The 16,300-nt window shown below is 69.8% G+C and carries 12 protein-coding genes; 4 read left to right on the plus strand and 8 right to left on the minus strand.

Going from position 1 to position 16,300, the window contains the following annotated elements; all coding sequences use genetic code 11:
• Positions 1 to 303: 303 nt before the first annotated feature.
• Complete coding sequence (locus tag AB0K18_RS42345; RefSeq protein ID WP_364926507.1) at positions 304 to 1,488, minus strand: hypothetical protein; 1,185 nt, start codon at positions 1,486 to 1,488, stop codon at positions 304 to 306.
• Between the two features lie 1,084 nt (positions 1,489 to 2,572).
• A complete protein-coding gene (locus AB0K18_RS42350; RefSeq protein WP_364926509.1) occupies positions 2,573 to 3,844 on the minus strand; it encodes a glucarate dehydratase family protein in 1,272 nt (423 codons plus the stop codon).
• A gap of 89 nt (positions 3,845 to 3,933) precedes the next feature.
• On the opposite strand from AB0K18_RS42350, the gene AB0K18_RS42355 reads away from it, so the two are divergent.
• A complete protein-coding gene (locus tag AB0K18_RS42355; RefSeq protein WP_364926511.1) occupies positions 3,934 to 5,403 on the plus strand; it encodes an aldehyde dehydrogenase (NADP(+)) in 1,470 nt (489 codons plus the stop codon).
• Between the two features lie 606 nt (positions 5,404 to 6,009).
• Here AB0K18_RS42355 and AB0K18_RS42360 read toward each other — a convergent pair.
• From AB0K18_RS42360 to AB0K18_RS42380, 5 genes are all read right to left on the minus strand, one after another.
• Positions 6,010 to 6,969: a 5-dehydro-4-deoxyglucarate dehydratase gene (locus tag AB0K18_RS42360; RefSeq protein ID WP_364926573.1), complete on the minus strand. Its 960-nt coding sequence runs from the start codon at positions 6,967 to 6,969 to the stop codon at positions 6,010 to 6,012.
• Positions 6,938 to 7,708, minus strand: a complete 771-nt coding sequence (locus AB0K18_RS42365) for an IclR family transcriptional regulator (RefSeq protein WP_364926513.1) — start codon at positions 7,706 to 7,708, stop codon at positions 6,938 to 6,940. Before AB0K18_RS42365 ends, AB0K18_RS42360 begins: the two co-directional genes overlap by 32 nt.
• Positions 7,709 to 7,775: 67 nt before the next feature.
• Entirely contained in the window at positions 7,776 to 8,636 is an 861-nt protein-coding gene (locus tag AB0K18_RS42370) for a carbohydrate ABC transporter permease (RefSeq protein WP_355429370.1), read from the minus strand.
• A complete protein-coding gene (locus AB0K18_RS42375) occupies positions 8,633 to 9,562 on the minus strand; it encodes a sugar ABC transporter permease (RefSeq protein WP_364926516.1) in 930 nt (309 codons plus the stop codon). The genes AB0K18_RS42370 and AB0K18_RS42375 overlap by 4 nt, the downstream gene beginning before the upstream one ends.
• Positions 9,559 to 10,773, minus strand: coding sequence for a sugar ABC transporter substrate-binding protein (locus tag AB0K18_RS42380; RefSeq protein WP_364926518.1), 1,215 nt, complete (start codon positions 10,771 to 10,773; stop codon positions 9,559 to 9,561). Before AB0K18_RS42380 ends, AB0K18_RS42375 begins: the two co-directional genes overlap by 4 nt.
• Before the next feature lie 235 nt (positions 10,774 to 11,008).
• On the opposite strand from AB0K18_RS42380, the gene AB0K18_RS42385 reads away from it, so the two are divergent.
• The 3 genes from AB0K18_RS42385 (at position 11,009) to AB0K18_RS42395 (ending at position 13,807) form a co-directional block, all read left to right on the plus strand.
• Positions 11,009 to 11,803 carry an NAD(P)-dependent oxidoreductase gene (locus AB0K18_RS42385; RefSeq protein WP_364926520.1) on the plus strand — a complete coding sequence of 265 codons (795 nt, stop codon included), beginning with the start codon at positions 11,009 to 11,011 and terminating at the stop codon, positions 11,801 to 11,803.
• Positions 11,804 to 11,915: 112 nt separating this feature from the next.
• On the plus strand, positions 11,916 to 12,878 hold the full coding sequence (locus AB0K18_RS42390) for a LacI family DNA-binding transcriptional regulator (RefSeq protein WP_364926522.1): 963 nt from the start codon (positions 11,916 to 11,918) through the stop codon (positions 12,876 to 12,878).
• A complete protein-coding gene (locus tag AB0K18_RS42395) occupies positions 12,875 to 13,807 on the plus strand; it encodes an aldose epimerase family protein (RefSeq protein WP_364926524.1) in 933 nt (310 codons plus the stop codon). The genes AB0K18_RS42390 and AB0K18_RS42395 overlap by 4 nt, the downstream gene beginning before the upstream one ends.
• Before the next feature lies 1 nt (position 13,808).
• Here AB0K18_RS42395 and AB0K18_RS42400 read toward each other — a convergent pair whose 3' ends face one another.
• Positions 13,809 to 16,256, minus strand: coding sequence for a SpoIIE family protein phosphatase (locus AB0K18_RS42400; protein WP_364926526.1), 2,448 nt, complete (start codon positions 16,254 to 16,256; stop codon positions 13,809 to 13,811).
• Positions 16,257 to 16,300 lie beyond the last annotated feature (44 nt).

Genomic DNA, 16,300 nt, shown 5'->3' on the forward strand with positions numbered 1-16,300 from the left:
AGGGCGGTGCTTAGGTCGGGGTGGCGAGGGCTGTGCGTGGGGCGGTGCTTAGGTCGGGGTGGCGAGGGCTGTGCGTGGGGCGGTGCTTAGGTCGGGGTGGCGAGGGCTGTGCGTGGGGCGGTGCTTAGGTCGGGGTGGCGAGGGCTGTGCGTGGGGCGGTGCTTAGGTCGGGTGGCGAGGGCGTGAGGGTGTGAGGGTGTGAGCTGGGGTGTGGAGGTGTGGGGTGGTGGAGTGGGCTGGGAGGCCGGAGCGGTTTGGGAACGTGCGGCCGGCCTCCCTCCCACCCAGCACAGACGTTGTGGATTAGGGCAGGAGGGTGAGGGCCTGCGCCAGGGCGGACAGGCGTTGGGGGGAGGCTAGGCCGGCGTGGTACAGGTGGTATTCCGTGGCTCCTGCCTTGCTGTACGTCCTCAGCTGGTCGGCCAATACCTCTGGGTCGGCGGGGCGTGGGGGGAGGGCCAATACGTAGGCGCCTACTCGTTGGGGCTCGTTCGTCAAAGCCTTGAGGTGGGTCAGGCGGGTGGCGTCCGTGACCGGGTCGCCCCAGCAGTTGGCTACCAGGACGTCGGCGTTCGGTTCGCCTGCGGGGAGAGGGGCGAAGGCGCCTGTCGACCAGGGGTCCGGGTTGGCGTGGAGGGTGATGGGGACGTGGGGGGCGGTTTCCTTCGCCACTGCGATCAGGCGTTGGCGGAGGGTGGCGGTCAGGGTGGTGCGGGCTTCGCGTACCCCGTCTGCCAGGTCACCTAGGGCTTGTTCGGCTGAGAGGGGAGGGGTGGTAGCGCGAGCTGTGCTTGCCGTTGTCTGCGTGGCAGAGGCTTCGCTGGGGTGGCTGGGTGTTGTGGTGCGGTCTATTGCGGAGCGGACCACTGACCTTGTCTGGTCGGGGTATCGGGTGGCGCAGTTCTTGCAGAAGCACAGGGAGAGGAGGTCGATGTCCGCCGGGGTCCAGTCGGCGCCGGAGGTCTTTTCGTGGACGGTTTGGTGGCCGAAGCCCATGGGGCCGCAGGCCTCCAGGATCAGGCCGTCCGGTTCTCCTAGTGTCAGGGTCTCTCTGACCAGGGTCTCGCAGTATTCGATGACGTCCTCGTGCGATGGGCACAGGGCGTACGGGTACGCGTCGCCGAATGCGTTGCGGACGACCAGCTCGGGGTTGGCGGCGCCGAGGTGGGAGTTATGGGTGAGGACCGTCCAGGCGTGCACTTGGAGGCCGACTGCCTTGAGGGCGTCCCTGGCCTGGAGGTAGGCGTCTGCCGGGGTCCAGGTGGGGGCGGTGGGTACCAGGCGGGACCAGGAGGCGGGGCGGATCGGGAGGTAGAAGGCCGGGTACGGCACGTCCAGCACGCGGTGGGCCGGGTGGTAGGGCGTGGCCGCTCGTGTCGAGTGGTAGCTGGCCGCCAGTGCGACCGCCTCGACGCCCAGGTCGGCCAGACGGCTGGGGGCCGACGGGTCACCGACCACGTCCCAGGGGTACAGGTAGGCGACGTTCACCACAGGGTCTCCTTGCTGGAAGTGTCTTCGTTTAGGGATAGGGGATAGGTCGATGGATTTGTCGGTGGCAGTCATAGGAAAGGGCTAAGGGCGCTCCTCCCCAGCCGGAACGGAGGAACGGTGGGGTCCAGTCCGTCCTTGCCGGTAGTGCTCTGTGGGTGATGGTTCTCGCAGATAGGAGTCGGTGGGGTCCGTTCGTGCGCATGTGAGTCGGTGGTTCGTTCCGCGCAAATGGGAGTCGGTTCGATCCGTCCCTCGGGATTGGACTCCGTAGGTGATGGTTCGTGGGGCACGGTTCGTGGGGCACGGTTCGTGGATGAGGGTGCTTCTCGATCTGATCGCAGGCCAGCCAGGGCGCGTCCTCCCTTGTGGGGGCGGAGGTGAAGAGCGCTTCGGCCCCGGTCTGAGGTGGGGAGGGAGCTTTCGGCCTGGGACCGAAGGTGGGTGAGGGGTTCCGCTCTCAGGTTGAGGGCAGGTGAAGGCTTCTGCCCTCAACCTGAGGGGTTTCTGCCTCCAGCCTGAGAGTGGGCGAGAGGGCCTCTGCCCGTGGTCTGAGGCTGGGGTGGGGAAGACGGCTTCCGTCCCGAGCCTCAGAGTGGGTGTAGGGGCTTGCGGCTTCAACCTGAGGTGGGTGGGAGGGCCTTCGGGCCTGGCGTGAGGCAGGTGAGAAAGCGTGCTCTGTCCGGCCAGAGGTGGGTGGAGAAGTCGTGTGGCTCTGGCGTGAGGCAGGTGGGGATGTCTGTTGTGGCCGACCGACTGGGAGCGCAGGAGGCTTCCGTCGCTGCCTGGAGGTGGGCGCGGAAGGTTTCTACCGCTGCTGACTGAAGGTGAGTGCGGAGGGTTTCCGTCTTCGAGCAGAGGTGGGGGCGGGGGGTTTCCGTCTCCGGGCAGAGGTGGGTGCGGGGGGCTTCCGAGACGTGGGCGCGGAGGGCTTTTGTCTCCGGCCAGGAGCAGGTGCGGAGGGTTTCCGTCTTCGAGCAGACGTGGGTGCAGGGGGCTTGCGTCTCCGGCCTGAGGTGGGTGGAGCGGGCTTCTGTCTTTGAGTAGAAGCGGGGTGAAAACGGGCGTGTTGGGCAAGGGCGGGTTACCAGCGGGGGCGGGCGGCGGTGAAGGACGGGGTGAAGCGTTGCATGTACGACGTGTCGTCCCGCGCTGTGATTCCGCACTTCTTGTACTGCTCGTGCATCGTCGCCAGCGCGTCGCGGTCGAGTTCTACGCCGAGGCCCGGGGCGGTGGGGACGGGGACGGCGCCGTTCTCGAAGCGGAGGGCGCCGGGCTTGACCACGTCCTGGCCGTCCTGCCAGGGCGTGTGCGTGTCGCAGGCGAACGTCAGGTTCGGGACGGTGGCGGCCAGGTGGGTCATGGCGGCCAGGCTGATCCCGAGGTGGGAGTTGGAGTGCATCGACATCGAAAGACCGAAGGCGTCGCACATCGCGGCCACGTGCGACGAGCGTACGAGGCCACCCCAATAGTGGTGATCGAGGAGGAGTACGCCGATCGAGCGGGCGGCCATGGCGGGCGGGAAGTGTTCGGGGGTGACCACGCACATGTTCGTGGCGAGGGGCATGGGGACGGCGGCTGCGACCTCGCCCATGCCGTCGATGCCCGGCGTCGGGTCCTCCAGGTACTGGAGCGCGCCCTCGAGTTCGCGGCCCACGCGGATCGAGGTCGCCACCGACCAGGCGGCGTTGGGGTCCAGGCGAAGGGGTACGCCGGGGAACGCGTCGTGCAGGGCGCGGATCGCGGAGATCTCCTGGTCGGGCGGGTAGACGCCGCCCTTGAGCTTGATGGACTCGAAGCCGTACTCGTCGATGAGCAGTTTCGCCTGCTGCACGATGCCCGCTTCGTCCAGGGCGGCGCCGAAGCGGTCCGGCTCCTCGCCCGGGTGGCCGGCCCACTTGTAGAAGAGGTAGGCGCTGTACGGGACGGCGTCCCTGACCTTGCCGCCCAGCAGGTCGCTCACCGGTACGCCGGCCGCCTTGCCGCGGATGTCGAGGCAGGCCACCTCGAAGGGGGAGAAGACGCGGTCGATGCTCTTCTCCTTGGTGGCGGCGCCGGTCAGGCCATGGAGGTCGGTCACCGTGCCGCCGACGGTCGCGGCGATCCTCGCGTACATCTCGTTGAGCGCGTGGACGTCGAGGCCGACCAGAGCATCGGCGCAGTCGCGTACCTTGGCGAGATGGTGCAGGTCACCGTAGGTCTCGCCCAACCCGCTCAGACCTTCGTCGGTGACGACCTCGACAATGGTACGCAGGGCCCACGGCTCGTGGACTCCGGCGGCGTTGAGAAGAGGCGGATCCCTGAAGGCGACGGGAGTTACGTGGACCTGCCTGATGATCATGCGCTCGCCGTCCATGTATGTGAACAATGGCCAGATTTGTGGACAAGTTGCCGCAACTGTAAGAATCAGGTGGAAGAAGTGTCAAGCATCCGAAGGGCCTTTCGATGATCTACGGACACGACCCCAGGACCGGCGCAACCGTGGGCGCCGCCCTGCCCGAGACCGACAGCGCCGGTGTCGACAGGATCGTTTCCGCGGCGGCCGCTGCCGGAGCGGCGTGGCGGGCGACGCCGGCGGCCGAGCGGGCCGTCGCGCTGGAAGCCGTCGCCGACGCGCTCTCCGCCCACGTGGACGAGCTGTGGCAGATCGCCGACCAGGAGACCGCGCTCGGCGAGGGACGCCTGCGCGGCGAGGTCGCGCGCGCCGCGGGGCAGTTCAGGCTGTTCGCCGAGGTCATCAGGGACGGCGGCTACCTTGAGGCGATCATCGACCACGCCGACGCCTCGCTGACGCCGCCCAGGCCCGACGTACGCCGGATGAAGCACGCGCTGCCAGGTGTGGTGGCGGTGTTCGCGGCCAGCAACTTCCCGTTCGCGTTCTCGGTGGGCGGTGGCGACACCGCCTCGGCGCTGGCGGCCGGGTGCCCCGTGGTCGTCAAGGCGCATCCCGGGCACCCCAACACGTCCGAGCGGGTCGCCAAGATCATCAGCGAGGCGCTGCCGAACCCCGACCTGCTCGGCCTGGTCCAGGGCATGCAGGCCGGTGCCGACCTCGTCCAGCACCCCGCGGTCGTCGCGGCCGGGTTCACCGGGTCGGTGGCCGGCGGCAAGGCCATCCAGAAGCTGATCGACGAGCGGGAGACGCCCATCCCGTTCTACGGTGAGCTCGGCAGCGTCAACCCCGTGGTCGTGCTGCCGTCGGCGCCGGTCAAGGAGGTGGCGGCGGGGTTCGCCGCGTCGCTGACGCTCGGGGTCGGGCAGTTCTGCACCAACCCCGGCCTGCTGTTCGTGCCCGAAGGTGACGAGCTGCGCAAGGCGATCGTGGAGGCCGTCGAGGGTACGGCCGGCGGTCCCATGCTGGCCGAGCGCATCCGTGACGGTTACCTCGGCGGCGTCGAGCGGCTGGGTGAGCTGCAGCTGCTGGCCGAGGGCAAGCCGGGTGAGGGCAGCTGGGCGGTCACGCCGAAGGTGTTCACCGCCGACCTCGACACCTTCGCGGCCAAGCTGCCGGAGATCGGGGAGGAGTGCTTCGGGCCCGCGTCCATCGTGGTCACCTACCGCGACGTCGCCGACCTGCGGCCGGTGCTCGAGCGGCTCGAAGGGTCGCTGACCGCCAGCGTGCACGGGGTGGCGCCGGAGGAGGCGTCCGAGGTCGTCGAGGTGCTGGGCAGGAAAGCCGGGCGGCTCATCTGGAACGGGTGGCCGACCGGGGTCGCCGTGTGCTGGGCCATGCACCACGGCGGGCCTTGGCCGTCCGCCACCACGACCTCCACGTCGGTCGGGGCCACCGCGATCGAGCGGTGGGTGGCGCCGACGGCGTACCAGGACTGGCCTGAGGCGCTGCTGCCTGAGGAGCTCAAGGACGCGAACCCGCTGTCCATCCCGCGCCGGGTGGACGGCCGCCTCCAGGTGTGAGCCTTCGGACGAGGTGAGCCGGCAGGAGGGCTCGCCGGCTGGGCGATGAGGTGATTCCCACCTCGCCCGGTCCGGCGGGCCCTTCGTCGTTCCGGCCACGTTGGGCTGGTGGCCGGACGCGGGGGATGAAAGGCCCGGATGCGAGGGGCAGGAAGCTCGGGTGCGCGACCGACAGAGGGGCGGCAGGGGGTGCGCGCAGAGAGAGATGACGCGTCCGGGTAGGCAATTGGGTGTCGGGGGTGGCATGGGAGAGGTGGCGCGCTCGGGTGGGCGATCGGGTGTCGGGGGTGGCATGGGGAGGGGTGGCGCGCCCGGGTAGGCAATTGGGTGTCGGGGGTGGCATGGGGAGGGGTGGCGCGTCCGGGTGGGCGATCGGGTGTCGGGGGTGGCATGGGGAGGGGTGGCGTGCTCGGGGGTATGTGCGCGGGGTGCTCGTGGGCGCAAGGGGAGCGGCCTGAGTGGGTGGTTGGGCATGAGGAGGACGCTCCAGCGCGATCGGGCGGTGATCGGGCGGTGATCGGGCGCGACCGAGCGCGGCCGGTTGCGACCGAGCGCGGCCGAGGGTGGGGACGAGGGCGGCCGAGGGCGGCCGAGGGTGGGGACGAGTTAGGGGCCGGTCAGGGAGAGGCCCGTACTGAGGATTTGTTCGAGCTTTTTCAAATGCTCTCGGTCGGGGTCCACCAAGGGGGCCCGGACGCCGCCCACCTCCAGTCCCCGCATCCGTACGCCCGCCTTGACCAGGGAGACGGCGTAGCCGGGGGCGAGGTCCCTGAGCTGGACGAGGGGGAGGTAGAAGTCGGTCAGCAGGCGTTGGACCAGGACCTCGTCGCCGCCGGTGACGGCCTTGTGGAAGGCGAGGGCGATCTCGGGGGCGAAGGCGAAGACGGCGCTGGAGTACAGGGTGACGCCGAGGCCGCGGTAGGCGGGCACGGTGAGCTCGGCGGTGGGGAGGCCGTTGAAGAAGGTGAAGGGCTCCGAGGTGGCCTGGCGGACGGTCAGGATGATGCGCTGGAGCAGGTCGAAGTCGCCCAGGCCGTCCTTGAAGCCGACCACCTGGGGCACGTCGGCGGCGAGCGTGGCGACGGCGGACGGGGTGAAGCGGGCGGTGCCGCGCTGGTAGACGATGACGGGCAGGTCGGTGACGGAGGCGACGTCGCGGACGTACCGGATGAGGCCGGAGGTGGGACCGGTGACCAGGTAGGGCGGCATGAGCAGCAGGCCGTCGGCGCCCTGGGAGGCGGCGGCCCTGGCGAGCGCGCGGGCGGTGGGGAGCGGGCCGCCGGCCCCGGCGAAGACGGGGACGCGGCCGGCGGTGGCGGTGACGGCGGTGGAGACGACCCGGGTGTACTCGGCGGGGTCGAGGGCGTTGAACTCGCCGGTGCCGCACGCGGCGAACACTCCTCCGGCTCCGGCGGCGACCCCGGCGGCCACGTGGCGGGCGAGGACGGGTTCGGCGAGGCCGCCGTCCTGGCCGAAGGGGGTCACGGGGAAGAAGAGAACGCCGTCTAACCGCATCAACGGTCCTTCCTGGGGACTAGCGGATGCCCTCCCTGCGCAGGGTGGCAGCCAGCTTGCGGGTGTGTTTGATGATCGATTCGGTGATGCGCTCGACCTCGCCGGGCGGCAGCCCGGCGGGCATCGAGCAGCTGATCGCGTCGGTGGCCGGGATGCGGTAGTCGACCGCGACGGCCACGCAGGCCACGCCGGGCGTGCCCTGCTCGCGTTCGTAGGACCAGCCGCGGGTGCGGACCTGGTCGAGTTCGCCGGTGAGCTTGGTCAGGTCGGTGATGGTGTGCTCGGTGAGCGCGACGAGCGGGGTCGGGAGCAGGGCGACCACCTCGTCGTCGGTGAGCTGGGCGAGCAGCACCTGGCCGAGCGCGGTGACGTGGGCGGGCAGCCGCCGCCCGACGCGGGGGATGACGTGGTCGGCCTCGCGGGACTCGCGGGTGGCGAGGTAGAGGACGTGTGCGCCGTCGCGCCGGGCGAAGTGCACGGTCTGCCCGATCTCGTCACGCAGGTCCTCCAGGCAGTCCTGGGCGAACGGGAGCGCCGGGTCCTTGTCGAGGTAGGCCGTGCCGGTCAGCAGCGCGTGGGGGCCGATCCCGAAGGCGGACCTGGCCGAGTCGGTCTCGACCCAGTTGAGCTCGACGAGCGTGCGCATGAGCGCGTGCAGGCTGCTGCGCGGGAACCCGGTGCGCTGCTGCAGCTCGGAGAGCGTCAGGTGGTCGTGCGACTCGGCGAGCGTCTCCAGGATGCGTACGGTCCGCTCCGCGGACTTGACCAGCGGGGGCTGCTCCATGCTCATCCCATCTCGTATCCTTCGGCGGCTTCGGACATCCAGGATATTGGATAGCGTCCAGATACATGGACGCTTAACCCTTGACCGCGCCGCTCGTCAGACCGCGCATGAACTGCCGCTGGAAGGCCAGGAAGGCGATGATCGACGGCAGCAGCGCCAGCAGCGAGGCCGCCAGCAGCACGCCGATCCCGACCTCCTCGTCGGAGCGGAGCGAGCGTAGCGCGATGGGCAGGGTCCACATGTCCGACTCGGGGGCCACGATCAGCGGGAGCAGGTACTGGTCCCAGATCATGGTGAAGCCGAAGACGCCGATCACGCCGAGCGCCGGGCGGCACAGCGGCACGATGATGGTCGCGAAGATGCGCAGCTCGCCGGCCCCGTCGATGCGCGCGGCCTCCTCCAGCTCCACCGGCACCTCCTTCATGAACTCGGTCATGACGAGGATGGAGAAGCCCCAGGCGCCGACGGGCAGGATCATGCCCGCGTACGTGCCGATGAGGTTGACGTTCAGCAACGGCATGTCGGCGAGGACGAGGGAGAGCGGGATCGCGATGATCTCCTCGGGGAGCATCATCGTGGTGAGCATGAGCAGCATCACGAACGTCATGCCGCGGAACTTCTTGCGGGCCAGCGCGTACGCCGCGAAGACGCTCACCAGCACCTGCAGCAGCAGCCCGAAGCCGACGACGATGAAGGAGTTCAGCAGGTAGAGGTAGACGTTCTTGTCCTTGGCCTGGATGAAGTTCTCCAGCGTGAACTCGTCCGGCCACAGCGAGAAGGAGGTCGGGTCGAGGGTCTTGCTGAACGAGCTCATCAGCAGCCCGACCAGCGGCCCGGTGAAGACGATCACCATCGCGGCGTAGATGAGGACCTTGCCGACGCGGGCGACCGGGCCCCGCCGCGCCTCCAGGCCCAGCGCGCTGTCGAACTTCATGTCGCCTGCCTCCTGCGCAGCATCTGCACGATCACGGTGAGCGCCAGCGTGGCGAGGAACAGCACGATCCCGCCCGCCGAGGCGACGCCCAGCTCGTTCTTCTGGAAGCCGAGCTTGTAGATCAACGTCATGAGCACTTCGGACGAGCCGTTCGGGCCGCCGTTGGTGAGCACGTAGACCTCGACGAAGACCCGCAGCCCGCGGATGGCGGCCAGGGTGAACAGGATCCAGAACACCGGCCGCAGCGCCGGCAGCGTGATGTGGCGCAGCCGCCGCCAGGTGGAGGCGCCGTCCACGGCGGCCGCCTCGTACAGCGCGCGGTCCACGCCGACCAGCCCGGCCAGGAAGATCATCATGTCGTACGGCGTCCCACGCCAGATGCTCATCAGCATGATCGACCAGAGCGAGGAGTTCTCGCTGGCCAGCCAGGGCTGCGGGTCGATGCCCGCCCAGCCGATGATGACGTTGAGCATCCCGCTGTCGGCCGGGTGGAACATGATGCGCCACACCTCGGCCACGGCCGCCATCGTGGTGACGACCGGCAGGAAGGCCGCGGTCCTGACGAACCACAGGTAGCGGGCGGGCCCCTCGATGAGCAGCGCCAGGCCGAGGCCGAGCACGATCGAGCCGACCGTGGTGCCGAGGGCGAGCACGACGCTGTGCCAGATGGCCGAGGCGAACTCGTCGTCGCTGACGATGGTCTGGTAGTTCTGCAGGCCGACCCACTCGTCACCGAGGAAGGTCTGCACCTTGAACAGGCTCTTCCACAGCCCCACGAACATGGGGATGAACTTGAAGTACAGGAAGAGCAGCAGCGCGGGCGCCAGGAACAGCCAGGCGATCAGCGGCCCCCGCCACCGCACCGATCGGGGTGGGTGGCCGGGGGACGCGGTCCGGCCGCGCGCCGGGGTGAGTGTCGAGGTCATGAGGCTTTCTGGCTCTGCAGTTCCTGGGTGAGCTTGTTGTTCAGCTCATCCATGGCCGTCTTGACGTCGGCTGAGCAGTCGGCCCACACGGCGTTGATGGAGTCGGCCGAGGTCTGGCGGATCGGCGCCCAGTTGGGCACCGGCGGGGCGTAGACCGCGTGCTCATAGGACTCCTGGAACACCTTCCAGCGCGGGTCCTGCCGCTCCGCGGCCATGTCCACGGTGGTGTTGACCGGCAGGCGGACGATGGCGCCGTTGGCGTCCTTGTTCATGCCGATGCGCTGGCCCTCGGGGGAGATGGCGAACTCGGCGAACTTCTTCTGCCCCTCCTGGTTCTCGGAGCCGGCCATCATGTAGACGTTCTCGCCCTCGCCGAGGGTGCCGGGGCCGCCCGACGGGCCCTTGGGCACGGGGAGCACCTCGATCTTGTCGGTGCCGATGCTGTTGACGAACCGGGCCAGCACGTACGGGCCGACCAGGTAGATCCCGCCCTGCCCCTTCTCGAACACCTCATGGGTGACGGTCGTGTCGTTGCTGACGGCGCCGGGATTGACGGTCTTGGTCTTGCAGAACTGGTCCTGCAGGAACTGGACGGCCTCCACGGTCTTGGGGTCGTTGACGGTGGCGGTGTACTTGCCGTTCCCCGCGGAGGCGAGGAAGTCGCCGCCGTTGGCGTAGATGAGGGAGGAGGCGTACCAGGAGGCGTAGCCGCGTTTGGTGCCGGCGGGGGCGACGAAGCCGGCGGTGTCCTTCTCGCCGTTGCCGTCGGGGTCCCGCTCGGTGAACGCGACGGCGAGTTCGGACAGGTCCTCCCATGTGGCGGGCGGTTCCATGCCGACTTTCTCGCGCCAGTCCTTACGGACGATCAACGCGAACGACTGGGCGGAGAATGGCGCGGCGTAATACTTGCCGTCGCTGCCGGCGGCGGCTTTCCACGCGGTTTCCGCGAGCTGGTCGGCGCCCGCCAGGGTGGCTTTGTCGACGGGCTGGAGCCAGCCCTGTGACACCATGGTGCCGAGTTGCGCGGTGTCGTTGATGACGATGTCGGGCAGTTGCCGCTGTGCCGCCTGCTGGTTCAGTTTGGTCTCGAAGTCGTCGAAAAGCGCGACGACTTTCGTCGGAACCCCGCTGGCCTTGGTAAATCCGTCGGCCAGCTTCTTGGCGGTCTTGGCGGAGTCGGAATCGGGCGGCTGCCTGATCCAGATCTCCAAAGTGTTGTCCCCCGAACTTGACGATCCCCCGGAACCGCAGCCTGTCAGTCCTACGGCGAGGGTCGCGGCGAGCGCGACCCCCAGCAAACGACGTGACATCAGACCGCCTCCTGTTCACATACGTGGACATGAGTCGTGGACTTGAATGTGTGCCTGTGAACGTAACTAGTGACGCGGCTCACGGTCAACATTCAAGGATGTGAATTTCGGCCAGAATCGTGTACATCATGGATGCATGCGCATTCTCATGACGGGAGCCGCGGGAAAGGTCGGGACGTTGCTCCGGCCCCGGCTCGCCCGCGAAGGCCGCACGCTGCGGCTTTCCGACATTCAACCGATCGAGCCGGGGCCCGGCGAGGAATGGGTGACGGCCGACCTCGCCGACCCCGACGCCGTGGCCGAGGCCATGAAGGGCGTCGACGCCGTGCTGCACCTCGGCGGCCAGAGCAGGGAGCACCCCTGGGCCGACATCCTGCGGGCCAACATCGAGGGGACGCAGGTGCTGATGGAGGCGGCGTACAAGGAGGGGGTCGAGCACCTCGTCCTCATGGGCAGCCACCACGCCGCCGGCTACCACACCCGCCCGGCCGACGGCGCCGACCTGCCCGACTATGCCTTCCCCCGCCCCGACACCTTCTACGGCGTGAGCAAGGTCGTCATGGAGGCGCTCGGCAGCCTCTACCACGACCGCTTCGGCATGAACGTCACCGTCATCCGCCTCGGCACCTGCAACGAGGGCCCCGTGGACACCCGCGGCCTGGCGACCTGGATCTCCGCCGACGACCTGACCAGGCTCGTCGAGGCGGGCCTGACCGCCGACGGCTATCACGTCGTCTGGGGCGTCTCCGACAGCCCGCGCCGCTGGTGGTCGCTGGAGGAGGCCAAGGCGATCGGGTACGTCTCGCACGACTCCTCCGAGCCGTTCGCCGACGCGCTCATCGCCGAGCAGGGCGAGCCCGACCTGAACGAGCCCCTGCACAACCGCGCCGGCGGTGTCTTCACGCTGAACGAACTCGGCGGGAAGTGGTGAACCCGGCCGGGTGAGCCGCCGCCTGCCGTAGCAACCGGTTGCAGAAACCTTGACGCCGTTATCCGGGACGGCCAGGGTTTACTGTGGCAACCGTTTGCAAGGGAGGACGGCGATGGCGGCGACGATCAAGGACGTGGCCCGTGCCTGCGGCGTTCACGTGTCGACTGTGTCGCGCACCTTCTCCGCGCCGCACCTGGTCAACCCCGCCACCAGGAGCCGCGTGCTGGCCGCGGCCGACGACCTCGGCTACCGGCCCAACCGGGCGGCCAGGGCGCTCACCACCGGGCGCACGTACAACATGGGCCTCATCGTGGCCGACATCGCCAACCCGTTCTTCCCGCCGCTCATCAAGGCCGCCCAGTCGCAGGCCAGAGGCCGCGACTACCACGTGTTCGTGGCCGACACCGACGAGGACCCGCGCGTGGAGGAGGAGCTGATCAGGACGTTCACCAAACAGGTGGACGGCGTCCTGCTGTGCAGCCCCCGCCTGTCGAACAAGATGATCGAGCGCCTGGCCGAGGACGTGCCGTTCGTGGTGGTCAACCGGCGCATCAAGGGCATGCCGTCCGTGCTCATGAACGTCGCCCAGGGCGCCAAGCTCGCGCTGGAGCACCTGGCCGGGCTCGGCCACCGCAGGATCGCGCTCGTCTCGGGCCCGATCGGCTCGTGGACCAGCAACGAGATGCAGGGCGTGGCCGCCGAGACCCCAGGGCTCGACCTGATCTTCTTCGGCCCCAACCAGCCGACCGAGGCCGGCGGGCTGTCGGTGGCCCCCGAGGTGGCAGCCTGCGGCGCCACCGCCGTGCTCGCCTACAACGACCTCGTGGCACTCGGGCTCATCGAGGGGCTGTCGGCGATGGAGATAGGGGTACCAGACCAGATAAGTGTGGTCGGGTTCGACGACATCCTGCCGGGACGGCTCAACCGGCCCAAGCTGACCACGGTCGCCATGCCGGCCGTGCAGGCGGGCAGAATGGCGGTCGATCTGCTGCTGCAGTCGGGGGGCGAGGGCGCGACGGTGACCCTCGACACCGCCCTCATAGTCCGCGAGTCCACGGGAAGGGCACAGAAATGATCTTCGGAACGCTGCCGTCTGGCCGGCAGGTCGAGCAGATAGAGCTGTCGTCGGGGCGGCTGCGCGCCGAGGTGCTCACGTACGGCGCCATCGTGCGCAGGCTGGAGGTGTCGGGGGTCAACGTCGTGCTCGGGCTCGACACGCTCGACGACTACCGCACCCGCAGCCGCTACTTCGGCGCCGTCGTCGGCCGCTACGGCAACCGCATCGCAGGTGCCCGCTTCACCCTCGACGGGGTCGAGTTCTCCCTCCCCGCCAACAACGGGCCCAACTGCCTGCACGGCGGCACCGAGGGCTTCGACGCCAAGGTGTGGACGGTCGCCGGGCGCAGCGACTCGTCAGTGACGCTGACGCTCGTCAGCCCCGACGGCGACCAGGGCTTCCCCGGCACGCTGAGCGCGTCGGTGACGTACACGCTGGAGGACGACGCGCTGCGCATCGACTACGCCACCGAGACCGACGCGCCGACCGTGGTCAACCTGACCAACCACTCGTACTTCAACCTCAAGGGCGAGGGCGACGTCCTCGACCACGTGATCCGCATGGAGTCGGAGCACTACCTGCCGGTCGACGACGACAAGATCCCCACGGGTGAACTGGCGCCGGTCAAGGGCACGGTGTTCGACTTCACCGAGCCGCACGCCGTCGGCGAGCGCTTCGAGGGCGCCTACGACCACTGCTTCGTGCTCGACGGCGGGGTCACGGTGACCGGCGGCGACCTGGCCATGGAGGTCACCACCACCGAGCCGGGCGTGCAGTTCTACGCGGGCGGCATGCTCGACGGGGCCGCCACGCCGTACGGGCCGTTCGCCGGGCTGTGCCTGGAGACCCAGCACTTCCCCGACTCGCCGAACCAGCAGCAGTTCCCCTCCACGGTGCTGCGGCCGGGGGAGCGCCGCACCTCCACCACCACCTACCGGTTCCGCTGACTCACCTGACGCCCTGACGCAGGGCGGCGGAGGCCTTGATCACCAGCAGGGCCACGTCGTCCTGCGACGGCTCGGGGGCGAACGTCTCGACCGCGTGCCGCACCCGCTCGGCCACCGCGTGCGCGCTCAGCCCCGTGCAGCCCGACAGCAGCGCGGCCAGGCCGTCGTCGTCGTCGAGCAGCCGGTCGCCGTTGCGCCGCTCGGTCACCCCGTCGGTGACGCACAGCAGCACCTCCTCCGGCGCCAGCTCGAACGTCTCCACGTGGAAGCGGGCGCTCGCCTCGATGCCGAGCAGCAGTTGCGGGGCCGCCATCGCGCGTACCTCGCCGCCGGGGCGCAGCCGCAGCGGCGGCGGGTGGCCCGCCGAGGCTATCGTGCACAGCGCGCCGCCCTGGGGGAGCGGGGTCAGCTCGCCGCACAGCAGGCTGAGGAACCTGCCCTCGTCGCCCTCCTCCAGCAGGGCGTGGTTGAGCCGGTCGAGGATGTCGGCGACCGTGTAGTGCTCCTTGGCGAGCAGGCGTACGGCGTGCCTGGCCAGGCCGGTCACCGCGGCCGCCTCGGGGCCGCTGCCGCACACGTCGCCCAGCGCGAAGCACCAGTGGTCGGCCACCGTGAACAGGTCGTAGAAGTCGCCGCCGACGTCGGCGCCCTCCTCGGCCGGCTCGTAGACCACCGCGGACTCCAGGCCCGGCATCGGGGCCACCCGCATGGGCAGCAGGCTGCGCTGCAGCACGCGGGAAGTGGTGGCCTGGCGGGCGTACAGCATGGCGGTGTGCAGGTTGAGCGAGACCAGCCGGCACAGGTCCGCCAGCAGGTCGGCCAGCTCGAGGGGCAGCGTCGGCTCGGTGCGGCCGATCACCAGCGCGCCGTACGACCTGCCCTGCGTGAGCAGCGGGAAGGCGAGCACGTTCTCCGGGCCGATCGGCCAGTCGACCTGGTCGAGCGCCGAGCGGGGGATGGCGGGCAGCGACTTGCGCAGGTCGGCGTTGTTGCGCTCGTCGCTGTGCCAGATGTGCGCGAGCCTGGTCATGCCGGTCAGGTCGGTGAGATAGACGGCCGCCCACGTCGCGATCTTGGGCACCACGAGCTGCGCGGTCAGCGCCGCGATCAGCTCCTCGTCGTGCACGCCCGCCAGCAGCTCGCCCGCCTCGGCCAGGAACGACAGCCGCCCCCTGTGCGCGCGGTCCTGCTCGGCCAGCCGCCCCCGCTGCACGGGGGCGGCCACCTGGCCGGCGATGTGCTGCAGGCTGATCGTCAGCTCCTGGTCGAAGTGGCCGGGCCTCGCCGCGGTGACCACGAGGTAGCCGATCACCGCGCCGCCGACCAGCAGCGGCGCGCACGCCATCGACCTGGCCCGCAGCTGGTCGGCCAGCTCGACGTCGTCGGCCAGCAGGTCCTCGGTCATCGCCGGCGTCCTGCGCTCGGGCCCGAACACGCCCGCGGCCAGCACCCCGACCAGCCCCGCCGTCGCGCCCGCGCCCGCCGCCACCCCGAACCCGTCGCCGCCCTCGGCCGACAGCAGCACGTACGCCGCGTCGCCCCCACTGGAGACCTGGACGATCTGCGCGATCGTGTCCAGCAGCTCGGTGAACGGCATGTCGTGGTCGAGCAGCTCCTTGATCCGCCGGCCCGCCTCCCTGCGCATCGGCGCCGACGGCGGCGTCAGCACGCCCCGGTGCTCGGCGGGCACCACCATCCAGATCGACCTGCGCTCACCCGCGTGCCCCCTGCCGCGCAGCTGAGAGACGTAGACGGGGACGAGCCCTCCGTCGCGGTGGCGCATGCGCGCCTCGCCCCGCCACCGGCACAGCGCCAGCGTGTCGATCAGCGACAGCGCGTAGGGGCCGTGGCCCTGCCAGGCCACCAGGTCTTTGAGCGAGCGGCCGACGACCTGCTCGGCCGGCCAGCCGAGCAGCTTCTCCGCCTCGGTGTTCCACGACTCCACGACGCCGTCGAGGTCGGTCACCAGCACGCCCACGTGCAGGGTCTCCAGCGGTACGACCGGGGGCACGCCGAGCCGGCCCGGCGGCTCGTGCGGCTCGAAGCCGTCGCCGATCTCCATGCGGACCCAGACCCGTTTGGCGCGCTTGGTGTAGGTGACGCCCCACGCGTCGGCCAGCATCCCCGCCAGCGCGAGGCCGCGGCCCGAGGTCGCGTCGCCGGCGGGCGGTCTCCCGGCGGGCGGGATCGCGCGGGCGGGATGGTGGTCGTCGACCTCGATCTCGAGTTTGGCCGGGGTCGCGTCGACGTCCAGCCGGCAGGTCAGCTCGACGCCGGTGCCCGCGTGCAGCACGGCGTTCGTGACGAGCTCGCTGGTCAGCAGGACGGCGTCCTCGGCGAGGTGGCTCAGGCGCCACTCGCCGAGCACCTGGCGGACGAACTTGCGTGCGTGCGCCGGTGCTTGCGGAGTGCCGTCGAAGGCCGTGCTCGACACTCTGGTCGTGTCCACTCTGCGTCCTAGAACATCACTCGATGTGGCAGTTCGGTCACTCT

The organism is Nonomuraea sp. NPDC049421, assembly GCF_040677005.1.
Classification (GTDB): Bacteria; Actinomycetota; Actinomycetes; order Streptosporangiales; family Streptosporangiaceae; genus Nonomuraea; species Nonomuraea salmonea.

Excerpts from the sequence above, each read along its gene's own strand:
- AB0K18_RS42350 (WP_364926509.1), bottom strand. The coding sequence starts at position 3,844 with ATGGACGGCGAGCGCATGATCATCAGGCAGGTCCACGTAACTCCCGTC.
- AB0K18_RS42355 (WP_364926511.1), top strand. The coding sequence starts at position 3,934 with ATGATCTACGGACACGACCCCAGGACCGGCGCAACCGTGGGCGCCGCC.
- AB0K18_RS42365 (WP_364926513.1), bottom strand. The coding sequence starts at position 7,708 with ATGAGCATGGAGCAGCCCCCGCTGGTCAAGTCCGCGGAGCGGACCGTA.
- AB0K18_RS42370 (WP_355429370.1), bottom strand. The coding sequence starts at position 8,636 with ATGAAGTTCGACAGCGCGCTGGGCCTGGAGGCGCGGCGGGGCCCGGTC.
- AB0K18_RS42375 (WP_364926516.1), bottom strand. The coding sequence starts at position 9,562 with ATGACCTCGACACTCACCCCGGCGCGCGGCCGGACCGCGTCCCCCGGC.
- AB0K18_RS42385 (WP_364926520.1), top strand. The coding sequence starts at position 11,009 with ATGCGCATTCTCATGACGGGAGCCGCGGGAAAGGTCGGGACGTTGCTC.
- AB0K18_RS42390 (WP_364926522.1), top strand. The coding sequence starts at position 11,916 with ATGGCGGCGACGATCAAGGACGTGGCCCGTGCCTGCGGCGTTCACGTG.
- AB0K18_RS42395 (WP_364926524.1), top strand. The coding sequence starts at position 12,875 with ATGATCTTCGGAACGCTGCCGTCTGGCCGGCAGGTCGAGCAGATAGAG.